Annotated in this window: 18 protein-coding genes and 1 pseudogene; 14 read left to right on the forward strand and 5 right to left on the reverse strand. The window is 52.2% G+C overall.

Annotation, left to right across the window (positions count from 1 at the left end; genetic code table 11):
• From LKD37_RS12140 to LKD37_RS12150, 3 genes are all read right to left on the reverse strand, one after another.
• Positions 1-653 (reverse strand): hypothetical protein (locus LKD37_RS12140; protein WP_302929459.1); only part of this gene is annotated, 653 nt, incomplete at its 3' end.
• A 160-nt stretch (positions 654-813) separates the two neighbouring features.
• Complete coding sequence (locus tag LKD37_RS12145) at positions 814-1,680, reverse strand: LicD family protein (protein WP_302929460.1); 867 nt, start codon at positions 1,678-1,680, stop codon at positions 814-816.
• A 138-nt stretch (positions 1,681-1,818) separates the two neighbouring features.
• Positions 1,819-2,703 carry a glycosyltransferase gene (locus tag LKD37_RS12150; protein ID WP_302929461.1) on the reverse strand — a complete coding sequence of 295 codons (885 nt, stop codon included), beginning with the start codon at positions 2,701-2,703 and terminating at the stop codon, positions 1,819-1,821.
• A 304-nt stretch (positions 2,704-3,007) separates the two neighbouring features.
• Here LKD37_RS12150 and LKD37_RS12155 point away from each other — a divergent pair, with 304 nt between their 5' ends.
• The 14 genes and pseudogenes from LKD37_RS12155 to LKD37_RS12225 all read left to right on the forward strand — a co-directional run bounded on the left by LKD37_RS12155 (position 3,008) and on the right by LKD37_RS12225 (position 14,833).
• A complete protein-coding gene (locus LKD37_RS12155; protein ID WP_302929462.1) occupies positions 3,008-3,748 on the forward strand; it encodes a YveK family protein in 741 nt (246 codons plus the stop codon).
• Positions 3,745-4,551 carry a CpsD/CapB family tyrosine-protein kinase gene (locus LKD37_RS12160; protein WP_302929463.1) on the forward strand — a complete coding sequence of 269 codons (807 nt, stop codon included), beginning with the start codon at positions 3,745-3,747 and terminating at the stop codon, positions 4,549-4,551. The genes LKD37_RS12155 and LKD37_RS12160 overlap by 4 nt, the downstream gene beginning before the upstream one ends.
• A gap of 6 nt (positions 4,552-4,557) precedes the next feature.
• On the forward strand, positions 4,558-5,256 hold the full coding sequence (locus tag LKD37_RS12165) for a CpsB/CapC family capsule biosynthesis tyrosine phosphatase (protein ID WP_302929464.1): 699 nt from the start codon (positions 4,558-4,560) through the stop codon (positions 5,254-5,256).
• Positions 5,257-5,350: 94 nt separating this feature from the next.
• Positions 5,351-5,587, forward strand: coding sequence for a hypothetical protein (locus tag LKD37_RS12170; RefSeq protein ID WP_302929465.1), 237 nt, complete (start codon positions 5,351-5,353; stop codon positions 5,585-5,587).
• A gap of 30 nt (positions 5,588-5,617) precedes the next feature.
• The gene (locus LKD37_RS12175; protein WP_302929466.1) at positions 5,618-6,682 is read left to right on the forward strand and encodes an alcohol dehydrogenase; all 1,065 of its coding nucleotides are present in this window, start codon (positions 5,618-5,620) and stop codon (positions 6,680-6,682) included.
• Positions 6,683-6,853: 171 nt separating this feature from the next.
• Positions 6,854-7,969, forward strand: a complete 1,116-nt coding sequence (locus tag LKD37_RS12185; protein ID WP_302929467.1) for a hypothetical protein — start codon at positions 6,854-6,856, stop codon at positions 7,967-7,969.
• 39 nt (positions 7,970-8,008) lie between these two features.
• A pseudogene (locus tag LKD37_RS12190) lies at positions 8,009-8,839 on the forward strand (alpha/beta hydrolase).
• Positions 8,805-9,317, forward strand: coding sequence for a GNAT family N-acetyltransferase (locus LKD37_RS12195; protein ID WP_441448343.1), 513 nt, complete (start codon positions 8,805-8,807; stop codon positions 9,315-9,317). The pseudogene LKD37_RS12190 and the gene LKD37_RS12195 overlap by 35 nt, the downstream one beginning before the upstream one ends.
• Positions 9,318-9,384: 67 nt before the next feature.
• Positions 9,385-9,516 (forward strand): hypothetical protein, encoded by a 132-nt coding sequence (locus tag LKD37_RS12200; protein ID WP_302929468.1) that lies wholly within the window; start codon positions 9,385-9,387, stop codon positions 9,514-9,516.
• Positions 9,517-9,544: 28 nt separating this feature from the next.
• Positions 9,545-10,144: a WYL domain-containing protein gene (locus LKD37_RS12205; RefSeq protein WP_302929469.1), complete on the forward strand. Its 600-nt coding sequence runs from the start codon at positions 9,545-9,547 to the stop codon at positions 10,142-10,144.
• A gap of 17 nt (positions 10,145-10,161) precedes the next feature.
• Positions 10,162-10,731: a DNA-3-methyladenine glycosylase I gene (locus LKD37_RS12210; RefSeq protein WP_302929470.1), complete on the forward strand. Its 570-nt coding sequence runs from the start codon at positions 10,162-10,164 to the stop codon at positions 10,729-10,731.
• Between the two features lie 99 nt (positions 10,732-10,830).
• Positions 10,831-12,615, forward strand: a complete 1,785-nt coding sequence (locus tag LKD37_RS12215; RefSeq protein ID WP_302929471.1) for a DUF6788 family protein — start codon at positions 10,831-10,833, stop codon at positions 12,613-12,615.
• 195 nt (positions 12,616-12,810) lie between these two features.
• Positions 12,811-14,520: a recombinase family protein gene (locus LKD37_RS12220; protein ID WP_302929472.1), complete on the forward strand. Its 1,710-nt coding sequence runs from the start codon at positions 12,811-12,813 to the stop codon at positions 14,518-14,520.
• A gap of 7 nt (positions 14,521-14,527) precedes the next feature.
• A complete protein-coding gene (locus tag LKD37_RS12225; RefSeq protein WP_302929473.1) occupies positions 14,528-14,833 on the forward strand; it encodes a sigma factor-like helix-turn-helix DNA-binding protein in 306 nt (101 codons plus the stop codon).
• A gap of 258 nt (positions 14,834-15,091) precedes the next feature.
• Here the strand turns inward: LKD37_RS12225 and LKD37_RS12230 are convergent, their stop codons facing one another.
• Positions 15,092-16,726 (reverse strand): DUF262 domain-containing protein, encoded by a 1,635-nt coding sequence (locus tag LKD37_RS12230; protein ID WP_302929474.1) that lies wholly within the window; start codon positions 16,724-16,726, stop codon positions 15,092-15,094.
• A complete protein-coding gene (locus LKD37_RS12235; protein WP_302929475.1) occupies positions 16,716-17,684 on the reverse strand; it encodes a Fic family protein in 969 nt (322 codons plus the stop codon). The genes LKD37_RS12230 and LKD37_RS12235 overlap by 11 nt, the downstream gene beginning before the upstream one ends.
• Positions 17,685-17,931: the final 247 nt, after the last annotated feature.

The following is a 17,931-nucleotide window of genomic DNA, read 5'->3' on the forward strand; positions in this document are numbered from 1 at the left end:
GGATAGTAGCCGCTGTTGCCGGACTCGGTGATGACCACCTTACCGTCCCAAACCATGGCCACCAGGGCGTCCACGGCCTCCAGGATCTTCACGGTCTTGCCCTGCTTGGCGCTCTGATCCGCCTCGGCCTGGGCCAAGGTGGTGCCCTCCCGGAACACGTTCACGGAGCCGTCGTCAAAGGCGGCGATAAACGCCCGGCTGGAGTTGTCGTGATGCACCACGCCGTTCATCACCAGATAGCCGGAGGGCTCGCCGGTGTTGATGTTGAACCAGGAGGCGTTGACGCCGCCCACCACGTTCAGGCCGGACTCTTTTTCATAGACATGGGCCTGGTCCGTGGTGGTTTTCAGGGTCCAGCCCTGCTCCTTGGGGTTGCGGTTGCCGTAACCGGCCACGATCTTGGCGCGGCCGCCTGCGGTGTTCACCTCCATGACGTTGGCAACCGTCTGTGAGTTGCCTGTGGCATTGTTGGTGATGATGACCCGCTCGGAAATGTCGGGTGCGATGGAGTAGTTTTTTACCGACGTGACATGATATCCCGTGCCGTCAATGGTGCTTCCCTTGCCAAGCTCCGCGCTCTGCGGATCCAGGCCGAAAGCCGTCACTGGGAGCAGCGATACCAGCATGCAGAGCGCCAGCAGCGCTGCAGTCACTTTGGTTCGTTTCCTGTGTTGCATGTTTTCCCTTCCTTTTTGTGTGATTTATATGCTCATTGCAGACTGCAAGCATACACTTGTTCAAACAGAGCGCGCTGAAGTTCACCGGACGGCAGGAAATGGACCGCGAACCCCAGCTATGTACCCTGATTTTATATCAGCGAATACTTCTCGTATGATCTTCGATCCGCATGGTTTGCTGTATCTCCAGATACTCCGTATGGGGACGCTCCAGATCGAGAATAGCGACATGTTCTTTGCACTTACGCTCAGCCGGCGGAGAAGGCGTATGCCAATCACCATATAGCTGCGTCAGGAGTGCATCGTAGTGCGACGATATGGGGAAATCGGCGTCCTCAAAGCGCATATAGACCGTATCTTCGATCCAGGCACGAGGGAAAATGTTCTTTTTATATTTTCTGCCGCCAGCCAGAAAGGCCTGTACCATACCCGATCCGGAGCCGCTTCTGCACACGCAGAATTCTTCAAGAGGGCCTCTGGGAAGCAACCGGCAGAACTGCATGAACAGCTTTTTCGCAATACTGTCCGTCTCATAGCCCCGCGCATAGAGCGCCTTCGCGAAGATCGCCCTTGATGCGGCAAACTGCAGCCATCCTGCGGCCGGGTGACCGGACAGATTATCGCAGGGAAAAATATCTATGTAAACGCCCTGATGCATTTGCGGATCCCGCGAGTGATATTTTTCTATACAGGTGGTGTTGTTCCGCCGTAGCTTGGAAAAGGGCATCGGCCAATGCGCGCCGTGCTCCTGCTGTACATAATAAATTTCCGGGTCAAAGTCACCAGCGGCCTCGTCAAAAAAGCGCTGATACTCACTGCGGATCAAAATAACATCAATATCGTCGTCCCACGGAATAAACCCGTGGTGGCGTACAGCGCCCAAAGCAGTTCCCGCAAATAGCTGATATGAAATATGATGCCTTCTGCATACTGCATCGAAATCCTTCAGCATTTCAAGCAGAAGTTCCTGGTGCACAGTCATCTTCTCAAGTTGAACTGCCATTGATCTCCTCTCCGCCGTGGCTCAGAAAATCCGCTGCGCCTTCGGTCATGCCGCCGCGCAAGCGGTGTTCGTTGATGATTGTGTGAATCTGGTTTATATATATTTGGATCGAGGCATCTCCCCAAAAGTATATTGCTGTCAGCCTCCTGTAGCATGCTGTTCCATTTCCGCCTGCTGCAATATACGTGTCTCGACAGAGTCTCCGACGGGCTTGTGCAGGATTTTCCTGTAAATCAACTTCTGAAGGAATGCCGGAGATAAGAAAACGACCGTCTGTGCGCCGCAGGCAACCAGGAAATCCCACGGTGACGAGAAGCCTGATCGAAGCGCGCTCCATCTTGTTTTTATAAATCCCCGGTAGGTTGCATGTGAAGTCCTTCTGTCTGCCGCGTTTTCCTTGATCCTTGCAAACACCAAGTCGTCGTTGATATTTTTGCAGTAGTAGCCCTCGTGCAGGATCCTGACATACAGATCATAGTCTTCGCTGCGGGTCATCGCCTTATAGCCACCGACTTTCAGAACAGCGCTCCTCTTGTACATGACCGTCATATTATTAAACGGCTGCCGTCTCCTTGCGTATTTTTGTATTCCCTCATTATCGCAGGGAACAAGTCTCCGGCTGACAGGCTTTGCCGGGTCCTCCGTGAATTCAAGAATGTTTCCGCCGACTACCGTCAGCCTGTCATCTTCAGCAAACTCCTTCAGCTGCCGTTCGCACCGGTCCAAGACGGAGATATCATCCGAGTCCATTTTTGCGATCAATTCATTTTTGCAATGAGTAAGGCCGATATTCAATGCTGCCCCGGTGCCAATATTCTGCGGAAGGCGGACAAGATGAAGTACGGCAGGATTTTGCGCAAGATGCCGTTCCAAAACCGCATCCAGCTCTGCTGTCAGCGGCCCATCGCATACAATTACAAAGTCGTCCGTTCTGACGGTTTGATCCAGCATGCTTTGAATGGCTGTATCAAGATATACAGGTTCTTCTTTTGCATACACAGACATTAAAACTGAGTACTCCATCCTAATTTTCTCCTCTTGGACCGATATCAACTTTGAAAATACGCAGCAACTTTAAATTACGAAGCCAATGCTTTGCTTGATGAAAAAAACTTCGATTTCGCACATCTGAACGACACGCTGCTGCAATTGAAGCAAAACCTTATCGCATGATACAATTTCTTAACAACATCTACACATCTACAGGACTCAATATAAGTAAATGTGAAGAATAAAACGTTGAAATCCGGAAAGTGTTATGCTACAATATTACCATTATTTCACGATTTACTGGATGCTCCACTAAAAACGGAAAGGAAAGATATTCATGAACAAGAGTGATGCATGCCGCGAGGTAGACATGATCACGCTGATGAGTGCCCTATGGCGCCGCGCGTGGATTATCGCCCTGATCTCGGTGGTACTTGGCGCGATCTGCTTTGCCTGGGCACGCTTTCTGATTACCCCCACTTATGAAGCCAGCGCCCTGATGTACGTCAATAACACACAGGATCCCGGCAAGCCGATCAGCAATTCCGAGCTTTCCGCGGCGCAGAGCCTTGTAGACACCTATATGGTCATCCTCAGCAGCCGCGCCACCCTGGATCAGATCCGTTCAGCCGCGAAGCTGACCTATACAGACAAACAGCTCACCAAAATGATCCGTGCGCAGGCGGTCAACGGAACTGAAGTTTTCGAGATCACTGTTGCCAGCACCGATCCGCAGGAGGCCAGGAATATTGCCAACACGGTCACTCAGGTGCTTCCGGCCCGCATTGCCGACGTAGTGGAGGGCAGCTCTGTGCGGGTCGTGGATTATGCGCAGCTTCCCACCTCAAAGGCAAGCCCCAGCATTCCGCGCTATACGCTGCTGGGTATGCTGACCGGTCTTATTCTCAGTTGCGCGTTCTTTATCCTGCGGGAGCTTTTTGACAATCAGATCCGCAGCGAAGATCAATTGCTTCAGGCGTATCCCCAGATCCCGGTTTTGGCGGTTATCCCTGAGCTTTTGCAGCAAAGCAATGGCCATGACTACGGGTACAGGCAGAAGGAGGGATCCCACCAATGATCTTCAGGAAGGAACAGCCTATTCCGGAGGAAGCTGTCTCTTTAAGGGAACAGCGTGCCATGCAGGGGGACCGGCTCAGCTTTGCCGCCTCCGAGGCGTATAAGCTGCTGCGCACAAATCTGACTTTTGCCCTGCCGGATGAGAAAAAGTGCCGGGTCGTCGGTGTTACAAGCGCTATGCGCGGCGAGGGCAAGAGCACGACGTCCATCAACCTTGCCTATACGCTCGCCGAAACAGGCAAGAAGGTCCTGCTGATCGAGGCGGACATGCGGCGTCCCAATCTGGCGCGCCGTCTGGCGATCGATCCGGCTCCGGGTCTGTCCAATCTGATGGCAGGCCTGTGTCAGGAACAGGATGTGGTTCAGGATGTCGGACTGCTGGACGGCCTCAAGGTCATTACGTCCGGCGATATCCCGCCCAATCCGTCCGAACTGCTTGGTTCGGAGCGTATGAACGCCGTAACGGCAAACCTGGTGCGAAGCTTTGATTTTGTTATTTTTGACTTGCCGCCGATAAACGCTGTTTCGGACGGCCTGGTTGTCGCCAATCTGATCCAGGGGATGCTCGTTGTCGTCCGGCAGGATTACAGCAACCGTCAGGATCTTTCGGCAACACTGCGCCAGCTGGAGTATCTGCATATCAAGGTGCTGGGCTTTGTTATGACCTGCGCCACGGCTTCCGGCGGCCGTTATGGCCGATATGCGCGCTACAGCCGCTACAAATACGGCTATGGCTACGGAGAGGAGGCACAAGCGGCTCCCGGTCCCTCCCCCAAATCCGATAAACCCCATATGAGGAAATAAAGCGCCATGATCGACTTCCATTCGCATATTCTGCCAGCCATGGATGACGGAAGCAGGAACATCGAGGAAAGCCTGCAGATGCTGCGTATGCTTCAGGAGCAGGGCGTCGAAAGGGTTATTGCCACGCCGCATTTCTATGCGGATGAAAACCCGCCGGACGTATTTTTGCGCCGCCGCGCGGACGCCTGGGAGCATTTACGGGCACACCTCACGCAGGGACTTCCTCATGTGCTTTTGGGTGCTGAGGTCCACTACTTTCAGGGAATCAGCCGCACAGCACAGGTCCGGCAGCTATGCATACAAGATACCGGTGTTCTTTTGCTGGAAATGCCTTTCAGCGGCTGGTCCTCCCGCACGGTAGAGGATCTCGCTGCGCTGGCTCAGCAGCAGGAGATGACGGTCGTGCTGGCGCATGTGGAGCGATATCTCCCCGACCAGCCCCGCGCCCTGTGGCCTAAGCTGCGGCGAATGGGCATTCTGTTCCAATGCAACGCGTCGTTCTTCCTTGACTGGCGCACGAAGCACAGGGCCGTAAAGATGCTGCGGAACCGGGAAATAGATATCCTGGGCTCGGACTGCCACGGTGTGTCCTATCGTCCGCCTCGCCTGGACGAGGCTGCGAAGTTCATTTGTCGGCATGCAGGGAATGAAGCTTTATCGCGGCTGGAGGACTGTTCCCGGAAGCTTATAGGTACGGACCGATAAATGTCAAATTCCCTGCTCTTTGAAAGCTGAACTGCACCCCATTTGTTAGATAGTATGATATACCGTCTAACAAATGGGGTGCAGTTCAAGTGGCATGGCCCTTTCATTGGAGAACTATTTTCTTCTGGCCGAACTGAACGGAAGAACTGTCCGGATTGCAAAGCTGTCCAAGGCCTGCCGGGAGCGGCTGGATCGTCTGCGGTCAAATGGATACACGCCGTGCTCGGCCGAAGTTCGCTTTGTTGTGTCGTGGAAAAAAGAAGACACAGATGAAGAGATCCCGGTGATCCTATCCGACATCCATCTGCAAAAGGACACCGCCGCACAATAAGTGCCGCGGTATTTCAAAAGGAGAACACTCATGAAAGCCCTGACCTACATAGAACACAACCATTTTGCGCTGCTGGACAAGCCGGAGCCGGAGATCATCGATCCCCGGGATGCCGTCGTGCGGGTGACGCTGGGCTCTATCTGCACCAGCGACCTGCACATCAAGCACGGTTCCGTACCCCGTGCCGTGCCCGGTATCACCGTCGGCCACGAGATGGTGGGTGTGGTGGAATCCGTCGGTGCAGCGGTCAAAACCGTGCGCCCCGGCGACCGGGTAACGGTGAATGTGGAGACCTTCTGCGGCGAATGCTATTTCTGCCAGCATGGCTGGGTAAACAACTGCACCGACCCAGACGGCGGCTGGGCGCTGGGCTGCCGCATCGACGGCGGACAGGCGGAGCTTGTCCGGGTGCCCTATGCCGATCAGGGACTCAACAAGATTCCCGACAGCGTCACCAATGAGCAGGCGCTGTTTGTGGGCGATATTCTTGCCACCGGCTTCTGGGCCGCGAAGATTTCGGAGATCAAAAGTGAGGACACCGTCCTCATCATCGGCGCAGGCCCCACAGGCATCTGCACGCTGCTGTGCGCAGCACTGAAAGAGCCAAAGCGCATCATCGTCTGCGAGAAAGATCCGGCACGACTTACCTTTGTCCGGGAGCACTATCCGAAAGTGCTGACCTGCACACCGGAGGAATGCGAGGGCTTTGTGCTCTTAAATAGCGACCACGGCGGCGCTGATGTGGTGCTGGAGGTGGCAGGCGGCAAGGATACCTTCCGGCTTGCATGGCGCTGCGCCCGTCCCAACGCCATTGTAACGGTAGTTGCCCTCTACGACGAGGCACAGACGCTGCCGCTGCCGGAGATGTACGGCAAGAATCTGACCTTCAAGACCGGCGGCGTGGACGGCTGCGACTGCGCGGAAATTCTGCGCCTAATCGAGCAGGGCAAGCTGGACACCACGCCGCTCATCACCCATCGCTTTCCTCTGAGCGAAATCGAAGAAGCCTACCGCATCTTTGAAAACCGGTTGGACGGGGTCATCAAGGTGGCCATCACGGCAGATAAACCGCATGAAAAATGCGGCACTGTATGATGTGGATGCGCGCACAATCAGCGAACATATTAAGAAAATTAATGCGTACGGCGAATTGGCGGAATCGGCAACTATCCGGAAATTCCGGACGGTTCAAACAGAAGGCTCCTGTCAGGAAAACTGCCGTGTGGGAAATTCGACAACGTCTCAAAGCATCGGACCTTGAAACGGATGGAGGAGAAGATGGATAAAGCAATTTTAGACAAGCTCATTCAATGCTACGAAACGGATATGGACGAGCTTTATGGCGGCGAACACGACGAGATATTCAAGTGGAGGGCGCTCAAAACCTTTCAGGCAGAATGGTTCCGTGCGGATCATCCTGATTTTCTTTCCAGATTCAATGCGGCCACCAGAGATTTTTCCGTACTGATTGATAACAGCCGTATGCACCCCCGCAGCGGGGTCGTAAAGCTTTGGGAAAAGAATCCGGATGAAGTGGAGCGCTTGTTCTGCGAAGTGCTTTTTGCTGCGGATCATGGCGACCTGACACTGCGCCAGGAGCACATGGACGCATTCGTAGACGGGATGGAGCAACTGCGCGTTGCTCACTATCCCGCCAACTGGTCCTTTAAACAGGATCGCCATACAGCCTCCGCGTTTTTGGCTATGTACGCCCCGGAGGACAACTATATCTATAAGAGCTCCGAGGCAAACCTCATGGAAAACTACGGCGCGTATGGCTTCCATATAGGTTCCGGAGAACACTTTGACCTGAGTGCTTACTACAGGATGTGCGATGAGATTGCCGCAAGCTTCCGGGAACATTCTGCGCTCCTGGAAAAGCACTTCGATAAAATCCGTGAGCGCGACGACCTCATGGAAGACAGCAGTTTGCACATTCTGGTCTATGATCTGATTTATTGCAGCAAAACCTATAACTATTACAACAGGATCCACTTGCAGAAGCGAAAGCCGGAGAAACAGGCAAAAGTAGCAGCCCGGCAGGAAGCGGATGAGGTGAAGCGGCAGGCCCAGATTGAGGCGTTGACGACACAGATAGAGGCATTGTATGAAGCGCTTCCGGATGTTTCCGACATCTCGCTGACCAATGTGGAGGTCACATCCAGACTCTATGGCACTGGGATGGTGATTGAGCACGATCTGAACACCATTCGGGTACAATTCCTGGGTCTGGTAAAGTCTTTTATCCTGAATACGAAATATAATCGGCGGCCTTCTTTTGAAAACGATGCGGAAGTTGTTGCCGCCTATACAGAGTACACGAGTATAATGGACAGAATCCACACCCTTGAAAGACAGTTGCATCTGCTTGCTGCAAAGTAGGCTTTGCAGTCATAAATTCAGGAGAAAACCATGCGTTCCATGAGACCTGACCCGGAGATCCGGGTACAAGAAATCACCATTCCTGCAGGCCGACGCCGGATCCCGGCGCTGGTGCTGTCGCCGACGACTGTCCCGGTGCGGGCCACCGGTGTGCTGTGGCTCCACGGCGGCGGGTACATTCTCGGCATGAAGGAAATGGTGCATATGTCCCGGGCGGTCGATCTGGTGAAAAAGTTCGGGGCGGTGGTAGTGTCGCCGGGGTATCGGCTGGCCTTTGCTGCGCCATATCCTGCTGTGCTGGACGATTGCCATGCGGCGCTAGTGTAAATGAAGTCCCACGCTGCCGAGTTGGGCATCCGTGCTGACCAAATCATGGTGGGCGGCGAGAGCGCAGGCGGCGGGCTGTGCGCCGCCCCGTGCATCAAGGCCCGAGACACCGGTGTGGTGAACGTCGCCTTCCAGATGCCCCTTTACCCCATGCTGGACGACCGGGACACGGAGACCTCCCGGGATAACCACGGCAAGGTGTGGAATACTCGGCGCAACCATTTTGGCTGGCACTGTTATCTGCGGGGGCAGAAGCTGGACGGCCTGTCGCCCTATGCCGCTCCCGCCCGTCTGACGGATTTTTCCGGCCTGCCGCCTGCCTACACCTTCGTAGGGGATGGAGAGCCGTTTTATGCCGAAACGGTGCAGTATATCGAAAATCTGAAAGCTTATGGGATTTCCGCCAGTGTGGACGTGTACCACTCCGATATGCACGCCTTTGACATGATGCAGCCGGATACACCCCTGAGCCGGGAAGCCGCCCGGCGGTTCAACGAACAGTTCGCCTATGCACAGACGCATTATTTTGCGCCGCAGAGATGAGCACAATGTGAAGAGACATCGACAGATCGGAATTTACGGAGTTGATGAAATGATTAGGAAATATGTTGACGGTGATATAGATGCAGTGATGCAAATATGGTTAAATACGAATATTCAGGCACATAGTTTTATATCTCCAGATTATTGGCAGAGCAATTTTGATACAGTAAAAAGAATGATGCCCCTTGCGGAAGTGTATGTATATGAAGATGATTGCACAAAGCAGATAGGCGGATTCATCGGAATGAACGATAACTACATTGAAGGAATTTTCGTGAAAAAAGCAGTACAATCAAAAGGAATCGGAAAGCAACTGTTAAATTACGCTAAAGAAGGCAAATCTACACTAAGATTAAGCGTTTATCAGAAGAACAAGAAAGCTATTCGATTTTATCTGCGAGAAGAATTTGCCATTCAATCCGAAAACATAGATAACAATACGGACGAAAAAGAATTTGTAATGGTATGGAATCGGTAACTTCCGGTTTGTCGTACCAACTGAGAAATGAGGCAGAAACCACCCGAACCGATCAAGGAGTAACACCATGGATATCGACGCAAAATTGAGACCGCTGTACCTTCTGCAGATCCTGCAGGAATGCACGGATGAGGACAACTATCTGACCACCGCCCAGTTGGCCAGCATTCTGAAGCAGCGCTACGGCAGGCATCTATAAGGCCCGGGATCTGAAGCGCAATGTGGTTGTGGACGGCCGGGGAAAGCTGGAAAACAAGCAGATTTTCTACATCATCGACACCATCAACGAAGCCATCAACCGGCATAAGAAAATCCGCTTCCGGAAGATTGAATACAACGTGAAGAAGGAGCGTGTGCTTCATCACGGCGGAGAGAAATACACCTTCAGCCCCTACTCCCTGGTCTGGGACGGCGACAACTACTATGTGGTGGGCTATTCGGACAAGTACGAGAACATCGGCAGCCACCGGGTAGACCGCATTGCGGAGCAGCCGGAGATTCTCGACGAGCCTGCGGTGCCGCCCAAGGCCGGTTTCTCCGTCGAAAAGTATGTGAAAACCACCTTCCGGATGTACAACGCTCCTCGCAAAGAGGTGGAGCTGCTCTGCGACAACGGCGTGATGGATGCGATCATCGACCAATTCGGGCCGGACGTCCACACCTATGCCGGAGACCTGCAGAATTTCCGGGTCATTGAGGAAGTTGCTGTCGGCAAGGTGTTCTTTAACTGGATTTTCGGCTTCGAGGGCAAGGTGCGCATCAAAGCTCCGGCGGACGTAAAAGAGCAGTACCGGCAGATGGTGGAGAATGCGGCGAAGGTGTTATAACTTGCAGGAGGATTCCCATGACAGAAGAAAATAACAAATCCCGCTGCCGGTGGTGCAACCTGGCCAATCCCCTTTATGTCCGCTACCACGATGAGGAGTGGGGCGTTCCGTGCCACGATGACCACGCTCTGTATGAGCTGCTGATTCTGGAATCCTTTCAGGCGGGCTTGAGCTGGGAGACGGTGCTGAACAAGCGGGCGCGGTTCCGGGAGGTCTACGACGGCTTTGACCTGGACAAGGTCTGCGCTTACGGCGAGGAAAAGATTGCCCGGCTGCTCTCTGACGAGGGCATCATCCGCAACCGGCTGAAAATCCGGGCCAGTGTCAAAAACAGCCGTATCTTCCGGGACATTCAGGAAGAGTACGGCAGCTTTGAAAAGTATATCTGGGGCTGGACAGACGGCAAGGTCATCTACGAAAATGACCCCGCCGTTACCACCGGCCCGCTGTCCGACGCCATTTCCCAAGACCTGAAAAAGCGGGGCATGACCTTCGTTGGCTCCACCATCATCTACGCCTATTTGCAGGCCATCGGCGTCATCAATGCCCACAGCGACGACTGCTGGCTGCATGGCGGGAATGGCTAAACAGTTCGAAGAAAATAATTATGCCCCATTATACCCTTGATTTCGCGGGTATAATGGGGCATAATTCTACATAGAATAGTATCTCGCAGGAGGTGCGCTATGGAGTTATCTGAGATGCAGGCACGTGCGGCGGAGCTGGAACAGCTGATTGCTGATCTGCCAGCCGGTTCCATTACGAAGAAAACCGTCAACGGCAAGGAATATTTCTACCACCGCTGGACAGAGGACAAGAAGCGGCGGGAGAAGTATATTCCGGCGGATGAACTGGAGGATTTTCGCGCTCAAATCGAGCAAAGAAAAGCTCTGGAACGGGAGCTGAAAGCGCTGAAGAAGCAGCTGCCCAAGGGAAAATCTGTGGATACCTCTGCGTTTACCACGAATGTCCGCACCGGAGAGGCGCTGCACTCCTTTGCATCCCCTGTTCGAGCCTATCGCAAGCGCGAGTACTTCCGACAGCTGCACGACTACATTTACGGCGGGCAGCAGGACAAGGTGTTTATCCTCTACGGTCTGCGCCGGACGGGTAAAACCACCATGATCCGCCAGATTTTTGCGGAGATGAGCGAGGCAGAACTTGCCAAGGTTGCATTCATCCAGATTACCGCAAGAGATACGCTGGCGGATGTAAACCGTGATCTCAAGCTGCTGGAGGCGCAGGGCTTCCGCTATGTGTTCCTCGATGAAGTGACACTCATGGAGGATTTCATCGAGGGCGCGGCGCTGTTTTCTGATGTGTTTGCGGCCTGCGGCATGAAAACCGTACTCTCCGGCGCGGACTCGATGGGATTTCTCTTTGCTGAGGACGAACAGCTCTACGACCGCTGTATCCTGTTGCACACCACATTCATCCCTTACCGCGAGTTTGAGTCCGTTCTCGGCATCCATGGCATCGACGAGTATATCCGCTACGGCGGCACCATGAGTCTCGGCGGCATCCACTACAACGAGACTTCCACCTTTGCCAGTAAGGAAAGCGCCGATGAGTATGTGGACACGGCCATTGCCCGCAACATCCAGCACTCCCTGCGCTGCTACCAGTACGAAGGGCATTTCCGGCATCTGTGGGACCTGTACGACAAAAATGAACTGACCAGCGCCATCAACCGGGTCGTGGAGGACATCAACCACCGCTTCACGCTGGAAGTACTGTCGCAGGATTGGAAGTCCCACGACCTTGGCATTTCCGCCAACAACCTGCGCCGGGATCGGAAGAACCCGACGGACATCCTCGACCGCATCGACCTTGCGCTTGTCACCGACAGCCTGCGGAAGCTGCTGGAGATCCGCAACAGGGCAGAGCAGACCGCGGCGCTGGACGATGTTCACGCGGCGGAGGTCAAGGAGTATCTGGACTTGCTGGACTTGACGCGGGAGATCGACGTGCTGCACCTGCCGGATGTCGGCACGAGGTCCAACCGCACAGTGATCGCGCAGCCGGGTCTGCGCTATGCGCAGGCGGGCACCCTGATCCGCAGTCTGCTGCTGGGCGAAACGTTCAGCGCGCTGTCTTTGGCGGAGCGTACCGCCGTGCAGGAGCGCATCCTGACGGAGATCAAAGGGCGAATGCTGGAGGACATCGTCCTGCTGGAAACCAAGCTGGCGAACCCGAAAAAGCAGGTGTTTGTGCTGCAATTCCCCGTAGGTGAGTTTGATATGGTGGTGTTTGACCCCAACGCCGGTTCGTGTCGGATTTTCGAGATCAAGCACAGCGAGGAAGCTGTCCCGCAGCAGTACCGCCATCTGATCGACGAGCAAAAATGCGCCCAGACCGAGCATCGCTATGGCCCAATCACCGGGAGGTTTGTCCTTTATCGCGGGAAAGATCAGGTAGTAGAGGGCATTCAGTATCAGAACGTGGAAGAATATCTGAAAACACTTGTATAACAGAGCCGCGACCCTAATGTATAGCTCAGGGCGGCGGCTTTCCATCGCTCATTTCATCAATCATTTTCTCGGCTCGTATGAGCGATGCTCTCAAATCCAATATTTTTTCAGATTTTTCCCTTGGGTACCTTTTCAAATGGAATCCGATCCGTTATAATATGCTTATCAACCTAACGATATGCGCGAGGTGCCGCTATGAAGACGAAAGACAAGTCGAAGCAATATGTTATCTACTCCCGCAAGTCCAAGTTCACCGGCAAGGGCGAGAGCATCGAAAACCAGATCGAGCTGTGCCGCCAGTACATCGCCATGCACTTTGGTGACGACGCAGCGGAGAATGCGCTGGTCTACGAGGATGAGGGCTTTTCCGGCGGCAATCTGGAGCGCCCGCAGTTCAAGAAAATGATGAAGGACTCGCAGAAAATCGAGTTTGCCGCCATCGTGGTCTACCGCCTTGACCGCATCAGCCGCAACATCGGCGACTTTGCCAAACTCATCGAGGACTTAGGCGACCGGCACATCGACTTCATCTCTATCCGCGAGCAGTTCGACACCAGCTCCCCCATGGGCAGGGCCATGATGTATATCGCGTCGGTCTTTTCCCAGCTGGAGCGGGAAACCATCGCCGAGCGCATCCGGGACAACATGCACGAGCTGTCCAAAACCGGGCGCTGGTTGGGCGGCACCACGCCCACCGGTTACGCTTCGGAGAGCGAATCCAAGATAACGGTGGACGGCAAGGAGCGCAAGGCCTACAAGCTGAAGCCCATTCCGGAGGAAATCCAGCTGGTCAAAACGATTTTCTCCGTCTTCATGGAAACCGGCTCCCTTAGCAAGACCGACCAGTACCTGCTGGAGCATCGCTGCGTCACCAAGCGCGGCAAGCAGTTCACCCGCTTTGCCATCAGGGGTATCCTCACAAATCCCGTCTATATGATCGCCGACGAGACGGCGTACCAGTACCTCAAGGAGAACAACGCAGACCTGTTTGCCGAGCAGTCCGAGTTCGACGGCGAGCACGGTATCATGGCCTACAACCGCACCCTGCAGCGCCCCGGCAAGGCCAACCAGATCCGTCCCATGGAGGAATGGATCGTGGCAGTGGGCAAGCATCCGGGCATCATCTCCGGCAGCGACTGGGTGCAGGTACAGGCCATGCTGGATGTCAACAAGTCCAAGAGCTACCGCAGGCCACGCAGCAATGTGGCGCTGCTGTCCGGGCTTCTGCGCTGCGGCGAGTGCGGCGACTATATGCGCCCCAAACTGACCAACCGTACCAATGCCGATGGCGACCTAATTTATACTTATATGTGCTCCACCAAGGAGCGCAGCCACGGCAGCGTCTGCGCCATGAAAAACTGCAACGGCAATACGCTGGACGCCAAGATTATCGAGGAGATCCGCAAGCTGTCCGCCGACAAGGAGACGCTTGCCGGACTTCTGGCGCAGACCAAGAAGGTTATCAGCGGCAGCAAGGAGGGCTACGACGCGGAGCTGGCACAGCTGCGCGAGAAGCACGCCGAGACTGAAGAGCGCATCAAGAGATTGGTAGACTCTCTGTCCGTTGCTACTGACACCTCGGCTAAGTACGTCATGGAGCAGATCGACGAGCTGCACCAGCAGAGCGAGCAGGAGCAATCAAGGCTTTCTGAGCTGGAGGCCCTCACGGAGCAAAGCCGGATGCTGCATCAGGAGTTCGCCTTCCATCAGGAAATGATCGAATCCTTCGCCCATGCGGTGGATACGGCGACGCTGGAGGAAAAACGCCGCCTGCTGCGCACCATCGTCAAAAAGGTGGTCTGGGACGGCAAAAACGCCTATGTTTACCTCTTTGCAGAGGATGGAGAGGCGGATTTGCCACCCATTGACCAACCTATGTATCCGTTGGGAGAGGATAGCGAATGAAATCCTCATGCACTTCCGCGCCCAGCGGAAGCTGCAGGGGGAGGTGTCGCTGTCGGAGGCCATCGAGACGGATAAGGCCGGCAACGCCCTGTATCTGCAGGACGTGGTGGGGGCCGACGACACCATGCAGGAGGACCTGGAGGGCCGGGAGGATCAGCGCCTGATCCGGCGGCTGGTAGGGGAGTGCCTGACGCCCCGGGAGGCCGACGTGATCCGCCGCCGCTACGGCCTGGACGGCCACCCGCCCCAGACCCAACGCCAGGTGGCCGCCGCCTACGGCATCAGCCGCAGCTATGTATCGCGCCGCCAGTAATGTAAACGATGCCCGGAAAGCCTTGAAAACACAGGCTTGTCCGGGCATCGGTCATGTCAGGGTAGCGCCGCCGTTATTGTAAATGGTGGGAAAATAAGGAAAATAAGCGGCCATTCATCACCTTTTAGATATCAGATTATGTATAATCTTCAGGGACTTGCTTTTCCAATATTTTGCTATAGTAAAGTTTGGCCATATCCACAGCACGCTCACTTATCATCGTGTGATCCCAAGTTGGATGCTTGTTACAAAAATCTTTTATCCAGGTATAGTTGGATTTTTATAGGTTTCTTGTTTTTTCGTATAAGTCTCTTGGCCTGCATCAGAATTTAACTGTTGCTCTAATAGAATAAGATTTCCGATTCCGAGCGAATATTCACCATCAGACTCCGGAACAAGATGTTCAACACTTCCATCATCCTCGAAAATCTCTTTTCTGGATAAGTAACAATTAAGTTTATTTATTGCGTACTTTGTTTTTGTGTTCGAAGGATTGTCTTTTTTTGAATAAGTCAAAGCAATAAACTTTTTGTAGAAATCTTCAAAGGTGGGGAATAATTGATCAAGCGGCTCAACTAACTTAGTTTGTATAATAGTTTGGGCTTCAGCTTTGTTAGTAGCTTTTCGAAGATTGATTGCAAAAGTCGAATAGATTTTTTCCAATCTATTGGCTTTCCCACTAAGTATTGCATTATATGCAAAATGAAAGTTTTCCAAATATAAGACTGTACTCTTTAGCATTTTTAAATCAATGACGTCTCTATCCTTTACATCAAATAGAGCGAGAAGCGCAATACGAACCTGAACAACATTGAAGTAATTATTTAGAGCATTGAGACTCTGCACAAGCCAAAAATATTCTTTTCGATTATTGTAATCTTCCCTTCTTGGATTAACTATTCTCATGTAAATTTTTGCGTTAAGAAGCATATCTTCCAAAAAATTTCTGTAACAAAGTTCAGTTTTAGCAATAGCGGAATTAAATGCATCATAAAGTTTATTTGAATAAGTTTTTTTGTACTTTGATATCCAAAAATGGCGATAAAATGTTGCGAGCCCCACAGTTTCTTTGCCAGTATTCAGTGTTGTTTTTATCTGCTTCCAACTTTCTTCAGCATAATCCGCAGGCTCTTCTTTTTTAAGTACTTCAAAGATCTTGTTTTTGATTAGATCAATATCAGCGAGCCGCTTTCCTTTAGCGTTTAATATCTCAAATATCCGATTAGCTTGATCACGATCCGTAGTAGAAATTGATACAAATGTTGAATTTAGAACTTGGTCTCTTAATGCTTTCAATATGTCAATTTCTGACAAAGATTTGACTTCTTCACTGCCGTGCTTGCGTTTTAAAAGCGCTTTTAATTTATCATCTTTGAGTTGAGATACAAAGTAATCATATGTCTCTTTAATACAAGTTTCTTCTTCACTATCGGCCTCTTGACGGATCTTCTTTTCTTTATCTTGAATGAAGTACGCAAAAAATGGATAACTCGTTTTACTTTTTAAAATGCGAACTTCCTTACCATCATCATCCTCCGTCATAATATAGGTGAAAATTTGTCGGCTTAATGTAGTTTCTCCCAATTCAACAAAGCGATCTGACAAAGCGGAAAACAAAATAGTAATGGTAGTTAAACGTTGTTGTCCGTCAACAACTTGAATTTCTTGATCTGTGCCTTCTGTGAAGTTACCGATAAAGAGCATGGTTCCAAGAAAATATTGACTTGCAGAAATTTTTCCATTACTAATAGCAAGGTTGCCCATCATATCTTCAAAAAACTCTTGGTAGTTCTTTTTGTCCCAAGAGTACTCTCGTTGAAAACGGGGAATTAGAAATTGCCTTTTTGAACCAAGGAGATCTCTTATTGTTTTATCATACGGTTTAATATTCATGACGATTCTCCTTTATTTTTAGACTATATGCCCAATGTCCGTTTTCATGACACTTGACAAGTTTACTTTCTTCTGCCAGATCTGCAAGAATCCGGTTCGCTGTAGCCGCCGAAACACCACACAGAGCCCTAACATCCGCATTCATGATAAACTCATGTGTTTGCATAAACTTCTCAATCTGCTTCCAGCGAACCGTCGCCTTATCCATCGCTCCATCGCTCATTTCATCACTCGTATTAATGGCATCCATGAGCGATGCTTTGATAGCTGAGAGCATGAACTCGATAAACACCGTAGACTCTCCTGCATTGTTGGAGGCATTGATGGCCTCGTAATACTCCTGCTGGCGGTCATGGATGATAGACTCCACCGGCAGCCAAGCAAAGGCAGGATTCCACTTGGAAAGCAGCAGCGTATGCCACAGGCGTCCGACGCGGCCATTTCCATTGGCAAAGGGGTGGATCAACTCAAACTCATAATGGAACACGCAGCTGCGGATCAGCATATGCACATCGCTGTTCTTGACCCAATCCAGCAGTTCCATGACTAAATTGGGAACATACTGCGGCAGCGTGCCAAAATGTAGGACATGCCCTTCCTGGTCAACGACGCCGACGGGCTTGGAGCGGAACACCCCGGACTCATCCACCAGCCCCCGGGTCATGATGCCGTGAGCGGTCAGCAGGTCATCCACAGAGTAGGGGTCAAGCTCCTCCAATCGCTCATAGATCTCATAGGCATTTTTAACCTCGGCAATATCTTTGGGCGGAGCCAGAACCTGCTTGCCGTTCAGAACTGCGGTGACCTGTTCTAAACTCAAAGTGTTCTGTTCAATGGCCAGAGAGCCGTGGATCGTCCGGATACGGTTTGTCCGCCGTAAAGTTGGGTTCGCAGACAGCTGATTGGTGGAAGTCAGCTTGCCCACCAGTTCGGCGATTTCCGCAATCTCATGGATCATCGTATTTGTAATTTCAAAAGGAGGTTTCCTATTCCTCATAGAAACACCTCATGCAAAAGATTCATTCGACCGTATTATACCACACATCGCTCATTTCATCAATCATTTTTGGTGACATGATTGAGTGATGGAGCGTATTGCTTATATAAAAATGAGCCCTGAGAGGCAACTCTCCGGGCCGTTTCAATTTAGATGGTTATTCTTCAATTCGAACCCATGCACAGATATCCCAAACTGATTTCGAGTC

The sequence above is a fragment of the Brotocaccenecus cirricatena genome (genome assembly GCF_020687045.1).
Classification (GTDB): domain Bacteria; phylum Bacillota; class Clostridia; order Oscillospirales; family Oscillospiraceae; genus Vescimonas; species Vescimonas cirricatena.

Coding starts and splice junctions, on each gene's coding strand:
- LKD37_RS12225 (WP_302929473.1), top strand. CDS start 14,528: ATGCACTTCCGCGCCCAGCGGAAGCTGCAGGGGGAGGTGTCGCTGTCG.
- LKD37_RS12230 (WP_302929474.1), bottom strand. CDS start 16,726: ATGAATATTAAACCGTATGATAAAACAATAAGAGATCTCCTTGGTTCA.
- LKD37_RS12175 (WP_302929466.1), top strand. CDS start 5,618: ATGAAAGCCCTGACCTACATAGAACACAACCATTTTGCGCTGCTGGAC.
- LKD37_RS12220 (WP_302929472.1), top strand. CDS start 12,811: ATGAAGACGAAAGACAAGTCGAAGCAATATGTTATCTACTCCCGCAAG.
- LKD37_RS12165 (WP_302929464.1), top strand. CDS start 4,558: ATGATCGACTTCCATTCGCATATTCTGCCAGCCATGGATGACGGAAGC.
- LKD37_RS12195 (WP_441448343.1), top strand. CDS start 8,805: ATGCACAGACGCATTATTTTGCGCCGCAGAGATGAGCACAATGTGAAG.
- LKD37_RS12170 (WP_302929465.1), top strand. CDS start 5,351: ATGGCCCTTTCATTGGAGAACTATTTTCTTCTGGCCGAACTGAACGGA.
- LKD37_RS12145 (WP_302929460.1), bottom strand. CDS start 1,680: ATGGCAGTTCAACTTGAGAAGATGACTGTGCACCAGGAACTTCTGCTT.
- LKD37_RS12185 (WP_302929467.1), top strand. CDS start 6,854: ATGGAGGAGAAGATGGATAAAGCAATTTTAGACAAGCTCATTCAATGC.
- LKD37_RS12155 (WP_302929462.1), top strand. CDS start 3,008: ATGAACAAGAGTGATGCATGCCGCGAGGTAGACATGATCACGCTGATG.
- LKD37_RS12150 (WP_302929461.1), bottom strand. CDS start 2,703: ATGGAGTACTCAGTTTTAATGTCTGTGTATGCAAAAGAAGAACCTGTA.
- LKD37_RS12235 (WP_302929475.1), bottom strand. CDS start 17,684: ATGATCCATGAGATTGCGGAAATCGCCGAACTGGTGGGCAAGCTGACT.
- LKD37_RS12160 (WP_302929463.1), top strand. CDS start 3,745: ATGATCTTCAGGAAGGAACAGCCTATTCCGGAGGAAGCTGTCTCTTTA.
- LKD37_RS12200 (WP_302929468.1), top strand. CDS start 9,385: ATGGATATCGACGCAAAATTGAGACCGCTGTACCTTCTGCAGATCCTG.
- LKD37_RS12215 (WP_302929471.1), top strand. CDS start 10,831: ATGGAGTTATCTGAGATGCAGGCACGTGCGGCGGAGCTGGAACAGCTG.
- LKD37_RS12210 (WP_302929470.1), top strand. CDS start 10,162: ATGACAGAAGAAAATAACAAATCCCGCTGCCGGTGGTGCAACCTGGCC.